13 protein-coding genes are annotated in these 16,197 nt (G+C 67.7%); 5 read left to right on the forward strand and 8 right to left on the reverse strand.

The window, feature by feature from the left end; all coding sequences use genetic code 11:
• Window positions 1-141: 141 nt before the first annotated feature.
• Together KF907_RS04895 and KF907_RS04900 are read left to right on the forward strand one after the other, a co-directional pair.
• On the forward strand, window positions 142-2,178 hold the full coding sequence (locus KF907_RS04895) for a M3 family metallopeptidase (protein ID WP_291218752.1): 2,037 nt from the start codon (window positions 142-144) through the stop codon (window positions 2,176-2,178).
• 76 nt (window positions 2,179-2,254) lie between these two features.
• Window positions 2,255-3,976, forward strand: a complete 1,722-nt coding sequence (locus KF907_RS04900) for a DUF6311 domain-containing protein (RefSeq protein WP_291218753.1) — start codon at window positions 2,255-2,257, stop codon at window positions 3,974-3,976.
• 115 nt (window positions 3,977-4,091) lie between these two features.
• Here KF907_RS04900 and KF907_RS04905 read toward each other — a convergent pair whose 3' ends face one another.
• Genes KF907_RS04905 through KF907_RS04915 form a run of 3 tightly spaced genes read right to left on the reverse strand, consistent with a single transcriptional unit; the run spans window position 4,092 to window position 7,416 of the window.
• Window positions 4,092-5,117, reverse strand: a complete 1,026-nt coding sequence (locus tag KF907_RS04905; protein WP_291218754.1) for an Lnb N-terminal periplasmic domain-containing protein — start codon at window positions 5,115-5,117, stop codon at window positions 4,092-4,094.
• A 59-nt stretch (window positions 5,118-5,176) separates the two neighbouring features.
• Window positions 5,177-6,064 carry an MlaA family lipoprotein gene (locus tag KF907_RS04910; RefSeq protein ID WP_291218755.1) on the reverse strand — a complete coding sequence of 296 codons (888 nt, stop codon included), beginning with the start codon at window positions 6,062-6,064 and terminating at the stop codon, window positions 5,177-5,179.
• Window positions 6,061-7,416, reverse strand: coding sequence for an alpha/beta fold hydrolase family protein (locus KF907_RS04915; RefSeq protein ID WP_291218756.1), 1,356 nt, complete (start codon window positions 7,414-7,416; stop codon window positions 6,061-6,063). The genes KF907_RS04910 and KF907_RS04915 overlap by 4 nt, the downstream gene beginning before the upstream one ends.
• 193 nt (window positions 7,417-7,609) lie before the next feature.
• Between KF907_RS04915 and KF907_RS04920 the strand changes: the two genes are divergently transcribed.
• Window positions 7,610-9,241 (forward strand): FMN-binding glutamate synthase family protein, encoded by a 1,632-nt coding sequence (locus KF907_RS04920; RefSeq protein WP_472843855.1) that lies wholly within the window; start codon window positions 7,610-7,612, stop codon window positions 9,239-9,241.
• 178 nt (window positions 9,242-9,419) lie between these two features.
• Here the strand turns inward: KF907_RS04920 and KF907_RS04925 are convergent, their stop codons facing one another.
• From KF907_RS04925 to KF907_RS04940, 4 genes are all read right to left on the reverse strand, one after another.
• The gene (locus KF907_RS04925; RefSeq protein WP_291218757.1) at window positions 9,420-11,837 is read right to left on the reverse strand and encodes a serine/threonine-protein kinase; all 2,418 of its coding nucleotides are present in this window, start codon (window positions 11,835-11,837) and stop codon (window positions 9,420-9,422) included.
• A gap of 86 nt (window positions 11,838-11,923) precedes the next feature.
• Window positions 11,924-12,556 carry a glutathione S-transferase family protein gene (locus KF907_RS04930; RefSeq protein WP_291218758.1) on the reverse strand — a complete coding sequence of 211 codons (633 nt, stop codon included), beginning with the start codon at window positions 12,554-12,556 and terminating at the stop codon, window positions 11,924-11,926.
• A gap of 132 nt (window positions 12,557-12,688) precedes the next feature.
• Entirely contained in the window at window positions 12,689-14,368 is a 1,680-nt protein-coding gene (locus KF907_RS04935; protein ID WP_291218759.1) for a serine hydrolase domain-containing protein, read from the reverse strand.
• Window positions 14,369-14,447: 79 nt separating this feature from the next.
• Window positions 14,448-14,789, reverse strand: a complete 342-nt coding sequence (locus KF907_RS04940) for a DUF6249 domain-containing protein (protein ID WP_291218761.1) — start codon at window positions 14,787-14,789, stop codon at window positions 14,448-14,450.
• A 110-nt stretch (window positions 14,790-14,899) separates the two neighbouring features.
• Here KF907_RS04940 and KF907_RS04945 point away from each other — a divergent pair, with 110 nt between their 5' ends.
• Together KF907_RS04945 and KF907_RS04950 are read left to right on the forward strand one after the other, a co-directional pair.
• On the forward strand, window positions 14,900-15,484 hold the full coding sequence (locus tag KF907_RS04945) for an RNA polymerase sigma factor (protein ID WP_472843856.1): 585 nt from the start codon (window positions 14,900-14,902) through the stop codon (window positions 15,482-15,484).
• A complete protein-coding gene (locus tag KF907_RS04950) occupies window positions 15,481-15,873 on the forward strand; it encodes a hypothetical protein (RefSeq protein ID WP_291218763.1) in 393 nt (130 codons plus the stop codon). Before KF907_RS04945 ends, KF907_RS04950 begins: the two co-directional genes overlap by 4 nt.
• 33 nt (window positions 15,874-15,906) lie before the next feature.
• Here KF907_RS04950 and KF907_RS04955 read toward each other — a convergent pair whose 3' ends face one another.
• Window positions 15,907-16,164: a DUF3297 family protein gene (locus tag KF907_RS04955; RefSeq protein ID WP_291218764.1), complete on the reverse strand. Its 258-nt coding sequence runs from the start codon at window positions 16,162-16,164 to the stop codon at window positions 15,907-15,909.
• Window positions 16,165-16,197 lie beyond the last annotated feature (33 nt).

A 16,197-nucleotide genomic window follows, 5' to 3' on the forward strand; every position in this document is an offset into this window, starting at 1 on the left:
GTTTCACAGGCCGGGATTGGGGATTCGGGATTGGGAAAAGCACAAGGCTCCATGCTTCCGCTCCTGCTTTGCCGAATCCCGAATCCCCAATCCCGGCTTCATCGAATCCCCAATCCCCCAATCCCAAATCCCGGGCCTCACGTGACCAACCCACTGCTCGAAGACAGCGCACTGCCGCGATTCTCCGCGATCCAACCCGAACACATCGAACCGGCGGTCGATGCGCTCCTCGCCGACTACCAGGCCGGCATCGACGCGATCCTTGCCGATCCAGCACCGCGCAGCTTCGCTTCGGTGATCCAGGTCGCGGAACGCCTCGACGAACGCCTGTCGCGAGCCTGGGCGCCGGTCGGCCACCTGCACGGAGTCAAGGATTCGGAGGCGTTGCGCAAGGCCTATTCGGCGGCGCAGGAAAAGATCGTCGAGTTCACCAGCGCGCTCGGTCAGAACCGCGAGCTGTACGCGGCGGTGAAGGCGGTCGCCGAAGGCTCTGGCTTCGCCGACCTGCCGCGTGCCGCGCGTACCCTGGTCGAACACGAGCTGCGCGACTTCGAGCTCTCCGGCGTCGCCCTCGAGGAGCCGGCGCGCACGCGCTACCGCGAAATCTCGGCCGAGCTGGCCAAGCTGTCGACCGAGTTCGAGGAAGCGGTGCTCGACGCCACCGATGCCTGGAGCGAGCACCTCACCGACGAGGCTGCGCTGGCCGGCATCCCGGCCTCGGGTCGTGACGTGTTGCGCGCCTATGCGCGGGAGAAGGATCTCGACGGCTGGCTGGTCACGCTCAAGCAGCCGAGCGTGCAGGCCGTGCTGACCTATGCCGACGACCGCGCATTGCGCACGCGCGTCTATCGCGCCTACGGCACGCGCGCCTCCGAGCATTCGCAGGGCGGCCGCCACGACAACAGCGCGCGCATCGAACGCATCATGGCGCTGCGCCACGAAGCCGCGCGGCTGCTTGGTTTCGCCAACGCGGCCGAGGAATCGCTGGCGACCAAGATGGCGCCGTCGGCAGACAGGGTCATCGCCTTCCTGCGCGACCTCGTCGCGCGCGCGCGGCCGATGGCCGAACGTGACCTCGCCGAACTGCGTGCGTTCGCGCTCGACACGCTCGGCCTGGCCGACCTGCAACCCTGGGACGTGGCCTGGGCCTCGGAGAAGCTGCGCGTCGCGCGCTATGCCCTGAGCGAAGAGGAACTGAAGCCGTACTTCCCGTTGCCCGCCGTGCTGGATGGCCTGTTCGCGATCGTCGAACGTGTGCTGGGGGTCGGTTTCCGTGCCCGCGAGGGTGTCGACACCTGGCACGAGGACGCACGTTACTACGACCTCGTCGACGCCGATGGCCGCGTTTTTGCCGGTGCCTATGTCGATCTCTACGCGCGCACCGGCAAGCGCGGCGGCGCGTGGATGGATGTTTGCCGCACGCGCCTGCGCGATGCCGACGGCGTGCATCCGCCGGTCGCCTTCCTGACTTGCAATTTCGCACCGCCGACCGCCGGCACGCCCTCGCTGCTGACCCACGATGACGTCATCACCCTGTTCCACGAGTTCGGCCACGGCCTGCACCACCTGTTGACCGAAGTCGATTTCGCCGGTGTCTCCGGCATCAGCGGGGTCGAGTGGGATGCGGTCGAGCTGCCGAGCCAGTTCATGGAGAACTTCGCCTGGGAGCGCGCCGGCCTCGATCTGGTCGCGCGCCACTGGCAGAGCGGTGAGCGCCTGCCCGACGCGCTGTTCGAGCGCATGCAGGCCGCGCGCAACTTCCAGTCCGGACTTTTCCTCGTGCGTCAGCTCGAATTCGGCCTGTTCGATTTCCGCCTGCACCACGAATACGACCCCGCCCGCGGTGCACGCACGCTCGACCTGCTCGCCGAGGTGCGTGCGGAAGTCGCCGTGATCCAGCCACCGGAATGGCATCGCTTCCCGCACAGCTTCACCCACATCTTCGCCGGTGGCTACGGTGCCGGCTACTACAGCTATCTGTGGGCCGAGGTGCTCTCGGCCGACGCGTTCGATCGTTTCGTGCGCGAGGGCGTGTTCAATCCCGAGGTCGGTGCGGCCTGGCGGCGTTCCGTCCTCGCCGTCGGCGGCTCGCGTCCGGCGCTGGAGTCGTTCGTCGAGTTCCGTGGCCGCGAGCCTTCGCCCGAGCCGCTCTTGCGCAGCTACGGCATCGCCGCCTGAGCGTTCGCTTGACCTCCGAGATCATGCTTTTGCGTAGTGGGGAGAGACCAGACGGTCGGAGCGGATGGGGGGTGACATGGGTGGAGGTGGGAAGGTCACGCCGCACGGTGCCGCAACCGGCATCCGGGCGGCTCATCGTCGTCGGCCCGGGTTGGCCGTCGCCGCCCTGCTGGTCGGGCTGGTGCTTGCTGCGCTGACCCTCGATGCGGGTTACGTCGCCGGCACGGGCGCGTACTGGCAGACCCAGCTTGGCGATCCGGCCAAGGGCGAGATCGGCTGGTTCTACTACGCGCGCGATGCCTGGCGCTTCCCGCTGTTGGCGATCGGCAACACGCATTATCCGGAGGGCGCCAGTGTCGTCCTCTTCGACAGCCTGCCTTTGTTCGCCGTGCCGGCGAAACTCGCCTGGCGACTGTTCTGGCCGATTGACAGCCAGCCACCGATCTACACCGGGCTGTGGGTGGCGCTGTGTCTCGTGCTGCAGGCGGTGTTCGCCTCGCGTCTGTTGCGCGCACTGCGCATCGAGGCGCCGCTGCCGCATCTGGCCGGCGTGATCGTGTTCGCCTGGATGCCGATCGTGTTCCTGCGTTTCGGCCAGGCCGCATTGATGGCGCAGTTCCTGATCCTGTTCGCGCTCGAGGGTTATGTGCGTGCCAAGGAGGGACTTTCACGCGGACAATGGATCGCGCAATGCCTGCTGCCGGCGTTCGGCTTGCTGGTGACGCCTTACCTCACGGCGATGGCTGGCGCGATCGTGGCCGCGACGGTTCTCGATGGCTGGCGCGAACGCCGCTATGGCCTGCGCGGTGTGGTGTTGCGCTTCGCTGCGATCGTGTTGTCCTTGCTTGCGGTCATGCTGATCGGCGGCTACTTCACGGCGACGGCCAGCCAGTTCGGCGACTACGGCCTTTACTCGATGAACTTGCTGTCACCGTGGGTGCCATTTCCGCAAACGCTGAGCGGGCGCTGGCTTGGCACCACGATGCCGGTGATCACCGGCAGCAACCAATGGGAAGGTGGTGCGTGGCTTGGTGCCGGCATGGCCTTGCTCGTGTTGTTCGCCTTGCCGGCCCTGCGCGATCTCGGCGCAAACCTGCGCCGGCATGCCGTACTGGTTGCGGTGCTGGTGGGCGTCCTCGCCTTCGCGATATCGCATCGTGTCGGCGTCGGCGCGCGTGAAGTGCTGACGATTCCCCTGCCGGATGTACTGATCGCCGCGTTCTCGCAGCTGCGCGGTTCGGGTCGATTCGCCTGGGTTGCCCTGTACGCGACCCTGGCGGCCTGCATGGTCGCCGTCTGCACGCGCTGGTCGGCACGCGCGGCCACGGCGATCCTTGTCGCGGCCGCCGTCCTGCAGGTCGCCGACACCTGGCCGATGCAAGCCGGCATCCGCGCCGCGAGCGCGGCGGAAGCCCCGTCGACGATCGATCGCAGCAGGTGGACACGCCTGATAGGTGCGCATGCGCGCATCTTCCAGTACCCGTCATTCGAATGTGGCGGGCTGTTCGGCAACGGCGTTCCGGGCAACAAGTTCCGCGGTGTCGAGATCGACTGGATCGCGGCCAGGGCGGACGTGCCGACCAACAGTGCCTATCTCGCCCGTTTCGACAAGGATTGCGCGCGCGAGCGCGAACAGGCCGCGAGCGACCATGGCGCCCCCGGCGTGCTGTATCTCTATCGCAGCAGCGACGATGTCGGCGCCTTCCTGATCGCCAGTGGCATCGACGCGCGTCAATGCGGCCTGCTCGATGACGTCGTGGTCTGCTCGCGTGACATGGACCTCGCCTTCCTGCATTGAGCGCGGCGATCTCGGCATGGCAAGGGCGCCCTGATCGAGCGCATCGCCGTCGGCGCCGCTGCCCACTGCAAGGAATCACGGTGAGATGGGCGAGTCCAGCCGCATGCGGGATCGATCAGGGTGGGTGCCGGCGCCCCGGCTCCAGGCGAGCGCCATCGTCGCCGACGCCTGGCACGCCGACACGAATGTCACGTGAGAACGTCGGGCTGGCGTCGGCGGCCTTTGCCCGGTCGTTGATGCGACCGCGTTCGCGCAGGTCGGCGAGCGCCACGCCAGGCACGAGGCCGCCAAGCCGCTCCAGGTATTCCGCCAGGTATCCGGTCCGCAACAGGCGGTGGTCGAGCGGCAGGTGTCCGAAGATCGGACGGGCGAGGTGGTAGACCAGGGTCGTGCAGTTGGTCGTGATGGTGTCATAGAAGCGCGGTGTGGCAGCGAGGCGGTTGGCTTCCCCGACATAGGCAAGGAAGAGGGCGCGCCGCTGCTGGGCATCCAGTCGCAGGCGATACAGCGTGACCTCCTCGCCGCGCACATTGCTGCGCACGCGCACGATGTCGCGCTCGTCGGCGGCGATGATGCTCAGCTCGTACTGCTTGAAGAATCCGGCGATCTCGGAGAACTCCTCGTGCTTCTCGCGACGGATCTCGACCGAGAAGGCGAGATGCTCGCCATCGTCGAAACCGAACGAAACGAGCATGTGTGCGATCGAGGGACGACCCCAGGTGGACAGCAGGATGTCGGTCGAGGCGAGCCGACGCAGGTCGTATTCGCGCGTTTCCCAACGCGCCGTATAGTCCTCGCGTGTGCGCCAGTCGAAGTTGCGCACGTCATCGAGGACGATGCGGTCGCCGTCGACCTGGCCGCGCAGCGTGCGCGCGACATCATCGGCCCAGACGCGCGCGTTCGATGGTTCGAGGCTTCGCCACCAGAGGCTGACCAGGACAAAGGCCAGCACGAACGCAAGCAGGGCGAGACGCGCATCGTGGCGCAACAGGATGACCAGTACGCCGAGCGTGAACGCAAGCCACAGCGTGACCATGACGCCGCGCGCAAGCATCGGGCCCGGCGCGCGGTATGCGATCGCGAACGCAGCCCATGCCGCCATCAGGACAACCAGCACGGCGGCAACGACGAGCAGGCTCATGCGCAAGCGGCGGCGCTTCGCGTCGCCTCCGTTGGCAGGCGTGTGCAGGTCGCCATTCCTCACTGCCCGGCCGGGGTGCCGGTGCTGCGCGGCAGGTTGGCGCCCTCGGCGCGCAGCTTTTCGTCTTCGAGCAGACGCTGGCGCATGTACAGGAAGCGGATCGTGTCGTACTCGAAGGCCGAGCCGGTCTCGTAGTAACGGAAATCGATGTGCGCACGCAGATCGATCGAATTGGCCACGCCGAACATCCACGAGTTCCGCGAGCTGCGGTAGAACCCGCCTGCGTCGATGCCCCAGGCGAGGCCGAAGTCACCGCCGAGGCCGGCCGTGTCGCGCAGCGTCGACGGCCCGATCAGCGGCAGCACGATGTACGGCCCCGGGCGCATGCCCCATTTCGCCAGCGTCGTGCCGAACCCGGTCGCGGCGCGCGGCAGTTTCATTCTCTTCGCCACGTCGATCAGGCCGCCGACACCGAGTGTGCTGTTGATGGCGAAGCGGCCGAGGGCACGCAGGCCGTAAACGGGGCGGCCCTGCAGGGCGAAGTTGAGCGTGCTGCCGATCTCGCCGAGGTTGCCGAAGAAGTTGTGCACGCCAGAACGCAGCGGCCGCGGCAGGCGGCGATAGCCGTTGGCCACTGGCAGGAACACGCTCTCGTCGAAGTGTGCGTTGAAGCGGTACATGGAGCGGTTGATGCGCTCGAATGGATCGTAGGTGCGCATCGATGGCGCATCGGCCGGGGTGACCGGTGGCGCCAACGCGGTTGGTTCCTCATCCGCTCGTGGCGCTTCGGCTTCCTGCGCGGCGGCGAGTCGTGCCGCTGCCTCGATCGCCATGGCCCGGCTTTCCGCCGGGCGGTCGTCGGGCAGGTCGCGCACGCGCACGTTGCCCGTCGACGTGCAGCCGGCGAGCATGGCTGCCGCGAACACGGCCGTGTACGCGCGCCTCATCGTCCACCTCCGGTCCAGCGGCCTTCGAGCATCGCCAGCATGTCGGCTACCTGTTCGCGGCTGCCGATGTTGCCCAGGTGTCCGCCGTGTTCGTACACGGCGATGCGGCCCGCGAAACCGTGTTCCAGCCAGGCCAGCTCGTCGCGGTCGAGGATGAGGTCGTCGCGATTGGTCTGGACGTAGCAGTCGAGGTCGGTGAGCAGTGCATCGCCGAGCGAATCGAGGCGGTTGCGCGCGACCAGCGCTTCCCGCGTCGTGCCGGCGCGCTGCTTGAGGTAGTACGGGGCGAACACCTCGTTGAAGTAGTCGGCAAAGGTCTTGCCGCGCAGGGTTGCCCAGGTCTGCTCAAGCGGGTCGCCGGGGCCGGGCGGATCTTTCGGATCGACCACTGCGCCGGCGCGCGTGTAGAGGTCGCCGGCAAAGAACATGTTGGCCAGGGCAAGGCGGAAGTTCAGCGCGATCGCCGCGGAGAACTCATCATCGCTGCGCAGGATGCCGGCGGCGGCGCCGTACAGGAAGGTCTCGTCGACCTGCACGGCATCCGATACCCGGTAGAGGTTGGCCAGTTCGGCGTACAGACGCTGATAGAGGTGTTCGAGACCGCTGTCGGCCGGACCGATCGCCTGCGCGAACAGGCGGTCGAGGCGGCCGATCGAACTGAACAGGCTGACCGGTGGATTGATCATGAGCACGCGGCGGATGCCGAGCTTGTGCTCGCGTGCATCGATCAGTTTCAGCGTTGCCGCGTTGGCGCCGCCGAGGCTGTAGCCGAGCGCATCGACATGGCTGATCCGCGGCGCATCCGGCAAGTGGGCGAGGATGCGCACGACCGCGCGGTAGAGATCCTCGCCGTCCTGACCCAGATCGCCGGCGACACCGGTGGACGAGGCCGCGCTGATGAAACCCGGGTGAGTCGGTGAGGGCAGGCTCAACACGTGGTAGCCGGCGCCGTACAGCGCACCGCGCAGCAGGCGGATGTTGCCGGCATTGCCGTCGGCGCCGGTACCGGCGATGACGATCGCCAGTGGTGCTTCACCCTCTTGCGGAGAGAACCACACACGCAGGCGTTCGTTGAACCACAGCACGCGCGGCAGCGGACGCATCCACGGCATGCGCACTTCGATCTCCTTGACCGGCACACGCTGGGGTCCGTCGGCGAGCTGGTCGGGCGGCGTGCCGAACACGGTCGCACGCAGCGCCGCGGAATCGGCAAGACCGCTGGCCGGACCGCGCGTGGTCGGCAGGCCCGACTGGTCGGCGGCGACCGGCATGGCGCCGGATATGGTCAGCCATGCCGCGAGCAGGGCGCCGAGGCGATGACGCGAAAGCAGGCGGATCGGGAGTTTCATCATGCGCGGGATGCGTGCGGCAACGGCTCGGGCCTGGCAGGGTGGAAGCATACTGGATGCCCTCGCCCTGGCCAGCGCGCAGCCCGGAGCGGCGTTGCCGATCGCCGGTTCCGCGCATCGCCTTCCCCGGGCGCTACAGGTGCCCTGCGCTATGCTTCGGCCCCGTCCAACCTGTCGGAAGGTCGATGTGAAATCACTGTTGCCGTTGCGCTACTGGCCGTTCGTACTTGTCGTCGTCGCCTGCATCGCCGGCATCGTGCTTTGGAACCATGGCTGGGCCTGGCGCTGGGTTGCCGTCGTCGCGGGCGTGCTTGCCGTGGTCGGCGTGTGGGACATCGCGCAGACGCGCAAGACCCTGCGTCGCAACTTTCCGATCCTCGCCCACGGGCGCTACTTCTTCGAAGCAATCCGGCCGATGCTGCGCCAGTATGTCGTCGAGGCCGACGACGACGAGGTGCCGTTCTCGCACGACCAGCGTGCGATCGTGTACCAGCGTGCCAAGCTCGCGCTGGAGACGCGTCCATTCGGCACCGAGCGCAGCGTCTATGCGAACGATTACGAGTGGATCAACCACTCGATGATGCCGGCGCACATCGACAGCCACGACTTCCGCGTGCCGATCGGCGGGCCGCAATGCACGCAGCCGTATTCGGCCAGCGTGTTCAATATCTCGGCGATGAGCTTCGGCTCGCTGTCGCCGAATGCGATCCGCGCGCTCAACGAAGGCGCGCGACGCGGCGGCTTCTACCACGACACCGGCGAGGGCTCGCTGTCACCCTACCACCGCGAGAACGGCGGCGACGTGGTCTGGGAGCTCGGCTCCGGCTACTTCGGGGCCTGCGAGCGTGCCGGCGTGTTCAGCGAAGAACGTTTCGTCGAGCGCGCGCGGCTGGACCAGGTGAAGATGATCGAGCTGAAGCTTTCGCAGGGCGCCAAGCCGGGCCACGGCGGCATGCTGCCGGGCGCGAAGGTGACGCGCGAGATCGCCGAGACGCGCGGCGTGCCGCAGGGCGAGGACTGCATTTCCCCGGCGCGCCATTCGGCCTTCGATTCGCCGGAAGGACTGCTGCGCTTCATCGCGCGCCTGCGCGAACTCTCGGGTGGCAAGCCGACCGGCTTCAAGCTCGCCATCGGCCATCCCTGGGAATGGTTCGGCATCGCCAAGGCGATGCGGGTGACCGGGATCCGCCCGGACTTCATCGTCGTGGACGGTGGCGAGGGTGGCACCGGCGCGGCGCCGATGGAGTTCGCCGACCACGTCGGCGCCCCGCTGCGCGAGGCCCTGATGCTGGTGCACAACACCCTGGTCGGCCTCGGTCTGCGCGAGGAGATCCGCATCGGCGCGGCCGGCAAGATCATCACTGCTTTCGACCTTGCGCGCACGCTCGCGCTCGGTGCCGACTGGTGCAATGCCGCGCGCGGTTTCATGTTTGCGCTTGGCTGCATCCAGTCGCAGAGCTGCCACACCGACCATTGCCCGACCGGTATCGCCACCCAGGACCGCACGCGCTGGCGCGGCCTCGATGTGCCGGACAAGGCCGAGCGTGTGAAGAACTTCCACGCCAACACCTTGCGCGCACTGAAAGAACTGATCGCTGCCGCCGGCCTGCATCATCCCGGCGAGCTCGGCCCCGAGCACATCATCCGTCGCGTATCCGGCAACGAGGTGCGCTCACTGGCGACGCTGTATGCCTTCGTCCGTCCCGGCGAACTGCTCGAGGGTCCGGCGGCACACGCGGTGTTCCAGCGCTTCTGGGCCGATGCGCGCAGCGACAGTTTCGCTCCGCCGCCCGGTGTCGCCGAGATGCGCTGGAGCAAGCTGGTCTGAGATTCCGCTGATTGCCGGCACGCGTGGAGTTGCATGTCGGGTCGCTGGTGAACGGATTTGCATGCGCGAAATCGTGGGAGACGAATTCCGCCGTGGTGCGATTTTCCGCTGACAGGTACGCCGCCGTCGAAGCCGCTTCCGGGAGACTGCGCGACGGCAATCGTCGCGCCCAGTTCGCTCAGGGCGCTTCACCTGTTGCGGCGAACTTGGCTTGCCATTCGTTCGCCTTGGCCTGTCGGCCCCAGGCCTGGTAGAGGGCGACGTATTCCTTCATGACGTCGCGTGCGCGTGAATGGGTTGGACCGAAGGCCGGGTGCTCGACGAGGATCTTCCAGGCGCGATCAAGTTCACGTTCGCTTTCGGTGTACTTGCCTGCGGCGGTGAGCACGCGCGCATAGGCGGTGACGAAGATTGCGCGGGCCGGATTGTCCGGACCGAAGGCCTTGTCCATGTGTGCGACGCTGCGCGCCGCGTGCTGCACGGCACCGTCGAGGTCGCCGAGGTCACGCAGCAGGCGTGCGTAGTTGCTTTCGGCAGAAACGCTCAGGTAGTGGTCAGGGCCGTGCAGGCGCAGATTCGCCTCGAGCACGCGCTCGTACCAGGGCCTTGCTTCCACGAGGCGCCCCTGGTTGCGGATCGCGCTGCCGAGGTTCGACACCACGATCAACGTGTTCGCATGGTCGGGGCCGAGCAGACTTTCGGCCGTGGCCAGGGCCGGCCGCAACAGGGTTTCGGCTTCGGCATAGCGCTCTTGTTCGAGGAACATGACCGCAAGTGCGGTGGTGGCGTCGAGCGTGCGCGAGTCGGCTTCGCCGTGGCGCGCGCGCATGCGGGCCAGGGTGTCCTCGAGCAGCGGTTGGGCTTCGGCGTAGCGGTCGACGCGCGTGAGGCTCGCGGCGAGTCCGCGCTGGCTTTCCAGAGTATCGTTGTCGTCGTCACCGAAGGCGGCGCGCTGGCGTGCGAGCACGTCGCTGTAGCGCGTGATCGCCGCATCGAGCTTGCCGGCACCTCGTTCGGCCCAGGCGACATGGCTTTCGGCGAACAGGCGCGCGCGGTCGGCGGCAGGCAGGCTGCGGGCGAGCCCGAGTACGGGCTCGGCGAGCGCAAGCGCATCATCGAAGCGGCCCTGGTTGACCACCGAATCGAGTTCGCCGACGGCCAGGCGCACACGCTCGGCGACCGGCGCGGAGGCGGCCAGGGTCGACGCTGCGCGATAGTGTGTCGCGGCCAGCACGGGTTCTCCGATGGCGGCATAGCTTTGCGCGATGGTGCGCTCGATGGCCAGATGCACTTCGGGTTCCCTCGCCAGTTCCTTGCCGGCGCGCTCGGCAGCCGAGTCGAGGACGAGCCGCATCAGCGCGCGATCCATGCCCTTGGCGCGATTCGGATCGATGCCACCGAGCATGTCCTGCACGAAGCCGGCGACCGTGCGCGCCTTGTCCGCCTCGATGCGCGCCTGCGCCGCAGCCTGTTCGGCACGACGCTGGCCTTCGAGGGCGAGCAGGGCACCGGCGACGATCGCAACCAGCACGAGGCTCGCGGCGGCGAGTGCCCAACGATGACGGACGATGAACTTGCGCGCGAAATAGGCGCGACTGGCCGGCATCGCGCGCAGGGGGCGCCTTTCACGGTAGTGTTCCAGATCCTCGGCCAGGGCCGTGGCCGAGGCGTAGCGTTCTTCGCGATCGACGGCGAGCGCGCGACGCAGCACGGCGCGCAGTTCGAGCGGCAATGAACGTGCCGCGGCGAGCACGTTCTCCGGGGCGAGAACTTCCGTGTCATTGTCGATCGCGGCCAGGGTTGCCTGCAGCGTCGCCGGCCGGCCCAGCTGCGAGCGGTAGGCCTGCGACGAGGTCAGTCCCATTGCATCGGTGCCGGTCAGCACCTCGAACAGCATGACCCCGAGCGAGTAGACATCGCTGCGGGTATCGATGTCGCGCGCTTCACGGCTGGCCTGCTCCGGGCTCATGTAGACGGCCGTACCGGCACGATTCGCGTATTCGGCGGTGGCCACGGCCATCGAGCCGGTCATGTCGCCACCGACGGCGATGCCGAAGTCGATGATCTTCGGTTGCGGCGTGCCGTCGATCGCGCGCACCAGCACGTTGCCCGGTTTGAGGTCGCGATGGATCACGCCTTTCTGGTGCGCGTGCTGTACGCCGAGGCAGATGCGGATGAACAGGGCGAGGCGTTCGTCGAGCGTCAGTGCGTGCGTGCGGCACCAGTCGGTCACCGGCTCGCCTTCGACGAACTCCATGGCCAGATACGGCTGTCCCTCCGGCGTGGTGCCGGCGTCGAACACCTGGGCGATCGCCGGATGCTGCATCTGGGCAAGGGCCTGACGCTCAACCTCGAACCAGGCCAGGGCGAGCGGCCCGGCAACCTGGTTGCCCATCAGCTTCAGCGCGACCTCGCGGCGGACCGGAGCGGTTTGTTCGGCGAGGTACACCTGGCCCATGCCGCCGGCGCCGAGCGGGCGGCGGATCAGGTAGGCGCCGAGGCGCGTTTGGGGTGCGAGCGTGGCGCCATCACCGACGCTGACGGCGATGCCGTCGATTTCTGTCGCGTCGGTGGCAGAAGGATCGGTCGGCGACATCGCGGCCCCTGTTGCGGTGACGTAGCGCGCCATTATGCGCACGAAGGCTCATGATTGTGCGATCCACTTTTTCCGGCTGTGGATGATCAGGCCCACTCACTCAGGCCTTCGATCGCGTACAGGCGTGACCAGGACGGCCGTGCCTTGACGCGCGCGGCGAGGGCGGCGAGGGCGGGCCAGCGGTCGGCCGGCTTCGGCATGTTGCGTGACCAGCGCATCAGCATGGTCGCATAGAAGTCGGCGATGCTCAGCTCCGCACCGAGTACATGCGGGCCGTTGGCAGCAAGGTGTGCGTCGAGACGATCCCAGCAGGCTTCGATGCGCCGGCGCGCATAGTCGCGCAGGGTCGTGTCATCCCCGGGCGGGCCGAAGTCGCCCGGATGGAACCACTGGCGGAATGCCGGTTGCAGGGTGTTGGCGAGATGCAGCATCCATTGCAGGTAGAGGCCGCGCGTGGTCGCGCCAGGTGCGGGTGCGAGGCCCGCCTCGGGATGGCGTTCGCCGAGCAGGAGCAGCAGGGCTGCACATTCGTAGACCGCCTGGCCGTCGACGATCAGGGTCGGCACCATGCCGTTCGGGTTCAGGCGCAGGTATTCGGGATCCTTCTGTGCACGCGTGTCGAAATCGATCAGGCGCAGGCTGTGCGGCGCACCGATCTCGAGCAGAGTCAGGTGCACGGCCATGCTGGCCGCGCCGGGCGAGTAGTAGAGCGTGTACATGCTGGCTCCGTGGGCAGTGATGGGGGCGCTCCGGTTCGTTCGATCGCGGCTGAAGCCGCCCCCTCAGGATCTTGATTCTGTGCGAGAACCTTCAATCGCGGAAGGGTCCAGTCGGGGCTTCCCTTGCGTGGATCAGGGTTTGCGTGCGAGCGGGATGCGCGCGCCACCCTGCTCGAGCGTGGCTGTCTGCACGGGGCCTTCGGCAGGATCGAAGATGACGCTCGCATCGACTTCGCGCAGGAAGAACCGGCGCGGTGTCTCGGCATGCAACTCGAACGCGGGTTGGCCCGGCACCTGCACGCGCAGCGTGCCGGCATCGTCGATGAACACCTTGAACGACAGCGCATCGCCGGCATAGTCGCCGACCACGGCTTGCCTGGCTGCGAGTGGCAGATCGACCGGCGTGCGCTCGATCGGTTTTTCGTCGGTGCGCCGCCACAGCTCACCGTCCTCGCCGTCAGGAAAGAAGTGCAGGCCATCCACCTTGCCATCCTTGCCGCGTTGCATCTCGATGCGGCTGAGCGTGTCGGGGAAGAGGAATCGTCCGCCACCGATCGGCGTCAGCACCAACGGCGAACCACCACTGCGCAGCGAGGTGAGCTTGCCGTCGACGACGCGCAGCGTGCGTTTGGTGTCGGCGTCGAGCCGGTAGATGCCTTCATACTCCGCCAGTTCGGCTGCATCGACCGGCACCGCCTTATCCGCTGGATACGCATCGCCCAGGGCGAAGGCGAGCAGGCGGCGATCGATCGGGAACGGGGCTCGGCTATCGGCATTGCGCAGCGCGACCGCGGTGAGTCCGCTGTCCGGCAGGTAGATGAGATTGGACAGGAAACCATGGATGCCGCCGCTGTGCGTGATCATGGTGTGGCCGCGCAGGGTCCGGCGCTGGATGCCGAAGCCGTAGTGGCCCGGCGCTTTGGCAGCGACGCCCTGCGGCGTGGTCATGCGCGCGTAGGTCGCCGGCTTCAGCACCTTGCCGCCGTGCAGGGCAAGGTTCCAGCGCCACAGATCGTCGAGTGTCGACACCATCGCCCCGGCCGCGTGCGGCTGGCTCATGCTGAGGAAGCCGGCACGCGTGACGCTGCCGTCGGCGGCCAGCGAATAGCCCTCGACATGGCCGCGGATGATCGCCTTGCCGTCGTCGGCGCGCGTGTGGGCGAGGCCGAGCGGACGGAACAGGGACTCGTCCAGATGCGTCCCCCACGGCTTGCCGGTGATCGCCTCGATGACCGCGCCGACGAGCACATAGCCCGAGTTGTTGTAGGCCCACTTGGTGCCGGGAGCGAAGTCCGGCTTCGCATCCTTGAACACGGCGACCAAGCCATGCGTGTCGAGGTCGCGGCGCACCGGTTCGCCCATGTAGCCGGGCAGGTCGGTGTAACTGCGGATGCCCGAGGTGTGATCGAGCAGCATGGTCAGCGTGATCGCCTGGCCATTCGGAAAGTCGGGCAGGTATTTCGACAAGGGATCGTCGAGGCGCGCCTTGCCTTCGTCGACCAGCTTGAGCAGGGCTGCGGCGGCGAACTGCTTGGTCACCGAGCCGATGCGGAAGACCTGGTCCGGCGACAGGGCGACGCCGAGTTCGATGCTGGCGCGCCCGCGCGCGCCGCGGAACAACACGGTGTCGCCGCGCGCGATGAGCAGGGCGACGCCGGGGCCGTCGACGTCGGGCACCGCTTCGGCGAGCAGGCGCTCGCCTTCGGCGGAAACGGCCTCGGCCGAGACCGGTTTTGTGGATGGGATTTCGGCCTGTGCAGGCAGGCCAAGACACAGCAGGACGCCGACCAGGCAGGTGGACAGTCGGATCATCGGATCGTCTCCGGAAGCAGGCGGGCTGCCGATCGGTTGCGCCGATCGGCAGGCACAGGGGATGGCGACACGACGCCCCTCACATCTTCAACTTGCGACTCATCGCATAGTAGGCGAGGTTGCCGAGGCCGGTCGCGCCGAACAGGATGGCGATGACGGCCGGCGAGAACTCGTCCCACGAGAACGCCTCGATGGCGAAGAAGCCGAGTGCGAGCGCGACGAAGATCACACCCCAGCGCAGCGAGGCATGGCGGCGGCGGATCTCGTCGCCCTCGATGATCGAGCGCACCAGTTCCTCCGAGACGTTGGCCGACACCAGCTGCTTGCGCACCCGCGCGTCGACGATTGCCTTGACCGCATAGGTGATGCAGACGAACAGCGAGATCGGGATGAAGGGCAGTAGGAAGTCGGGATTGTTCATGGCTGAGACCGTGGTTGGGAGGGTCGGCCGAGGAGATACGGGCCGGGCGCCATTGGTTGCAACGCATGGCCCTTGCAACCGCGGGCACGTCGGGCGTATCCCTCGTGGCGATGAATGTCGGCACCCCTGTGATGGAAGAACGCGAACTCGTCGCCGCCGTGCTCGCGCGCCGCGCGGGCGCGTTCGAGCGCCTCGTGCGCGACTACGAGAGGCTGTGCTGGCACGTCATCCAGCGCATGGTCCGACATCCAGAAGACACTCGCGAGTTGTGCCAGGAAGCCCTGCTGCGCGTGCACCAATGCCTGCACCAGTACCGCCACGAGAGCCCGCTGAAGTCGTGGATCGCCCAGGTCGCCTATTCGGTGGCCAAGCGTCATCTCGAGCGCCGGCGCATCCCGCTGGCCGAGCCGGCGCTCGGCGAGGACGGCCTGGCCATGGCCTTCGACGTCGCCGACGAGGCCGATGTCGAGCGCGATCGCGGCGAGGCCGAGGTCGGTGAGCACCTGCAGCGGTCGATCGAGGCACTGCCACCGCTGCAACGGACCGTACTCATGCTGTATCACCTCGAAGAGGTGCCGATCGGCGAGATCGCGCGCATCACCGGCCTCGCCGAAGGTACGATCAAGAGCCACCTGTTCCGCAGCCGCCAGCGGCTGCGCGAAACACTCGAACGCGGCGGAGTCACCAGCGCATGAACATCGACGAACGCGAATGGGAACGCCAGGAAGCCGCCTGGCGCGCAGTGCGCAGCGGCGCCGATGCGCCTGACGCGGAGTGGTCGCGCGTCATGCGCGCCCTGCGCGAGCCGCGCGTATCCGCGCCGCCACCCGGCTTCGCCGCCGCCGTCGCCCGCCGTGCGGAAGCCCAGGCAGCCGAGGACGCGCGCTTCGAGCGGATGCTCGGTCTCGGTCTCGGTGTGGCCATCGTCGTCGCCGTGATCATCGCCGCGGCGGTGTACAACCACCTTGGCACGCCGATGGCGGGCGGCGAGTGGATCGGTTCGCTGCGATGGGTGCTGGCCGCTCTGGGCTGCGTCGGCATTGCCGCGTTGATGCCGACGGCACGGGGCAGAGGTCAGGCGTGAGCCGTGCGCCTTGCCGCGTCGAGGTGCTCGCCGCTATTGCGCCGTGCCACCTTCGTCGCCAAGGAAATGCGGCACCACTTCGCCCTTCAACTTGACCGTCATCGGCTGGCCGCGGCGGTCGCGGGCGCGGCCGGCGGCGACGCGAATCCAGCCTTCGCTGACGCAGTATTCCTCGACGTCGTGACGTTCACGGCCGTTGAAGCGCACGCCGATCGGGCGTTCGAGCAGGTCGGCGTCGTAATACGGGCTGCGCGGGTCGACGCTGAGGCGGTCGGGCAGGGTGTCGGTCATCTCGAAACGGTCGCTGCGGGCGAGCAGGCTCGC

It is taken from the genome of Dokdonella sp., assembly GCF_019634775.1.
Taxonomy (GTDB): domain Bacteria; phylum Pseudomonadota; class Gammaproteobacteria; order Xanthomonadales; family Rhodanobacteraceae; genus Dokdonella.

Excerpts from the sequence above, each read along its gene's own strand:
- KF907_RS04900 (WP_291218753.1), top strand. The coding sequence starts at position 2,255 with ATGGGTGGAGGTGGGAAGGTCACGCCGCACGGTGCCGCAACCGGCATC.
- KF907_RS04905 (WP_291218754.1), bottom strand. The coding sequence starts at position 5,117 with ATGAGCCTGCTCGTCGTTGCCGCCGTGCTGGTTGTCCTGATGGCGGCA.
- KF907_RS04910 (WP_291218755.1), bottom strand. The coding sequence starts at position 6,064 with ATGAGGCGCGCGTACACGGCCGTGTTCGCGGCAGCCATGCTCGCCGGC.
- KF907_RS04915 (WP_291218756.1), bottom strand. The coding sequence starts at position 7,416 with ATGATGAAACTCCCGATCCGCCTGCTTTCGCGTCATCGCCTCGGCGCC.
- KF907_RS04925 (WP_291218757.1), bottom strand. The coding sequence starts at position 11,837 with ATGTCGCCGACCGATCCTTCTGCCACCGACGCGACAGAAATCGACGGC.
- KF907_RS04930 (WP_291218758.1), bottom strand. The coding sequence starts at position 12,556 with ATGTACACGCTCTACTACTCGCCCGGCGCGGCCAGCATGGCCGTGCAC.
- KF907_RS04935 (WP_291218759.1), bottom strand. The coding sequence starts at position 14,368 with ATGATCCGACTGTCCACCTGCCTGGTCGGCGTCCTGCTGTGTCTTGGC.
- KF907_RS04940 (WP_291218761.1), bottom strand. The coding sequence starts at position 14,789 with ATGAACAATCCCGACTTCCTACTGCCCTTCATCCCGATCTCGCTGTTC.
- KF907_RS04945 (WP_472843856.1), top strand. The coding sequence starts at position 14,900 with ATGAATGTCGGCACCCCTGTGATGGAAGAACGCGAACTCGTCGCCGCC.
- KF907_RS04950 (WP_291218763.1), top strand. The coding sequence starts at position 15,481 with ATGAACATCGACGAACGCGAATGGGAACGCCAGGAAGCCGCCTGGCGC.
- KF907_RS04955 (WP_291218764.1), bottom strand. The coding sequence starts at position 16,164 with ATGACCGACACCCTGCCCGACCGCCTCAGCGTCGACCCGCGCAGCCCG.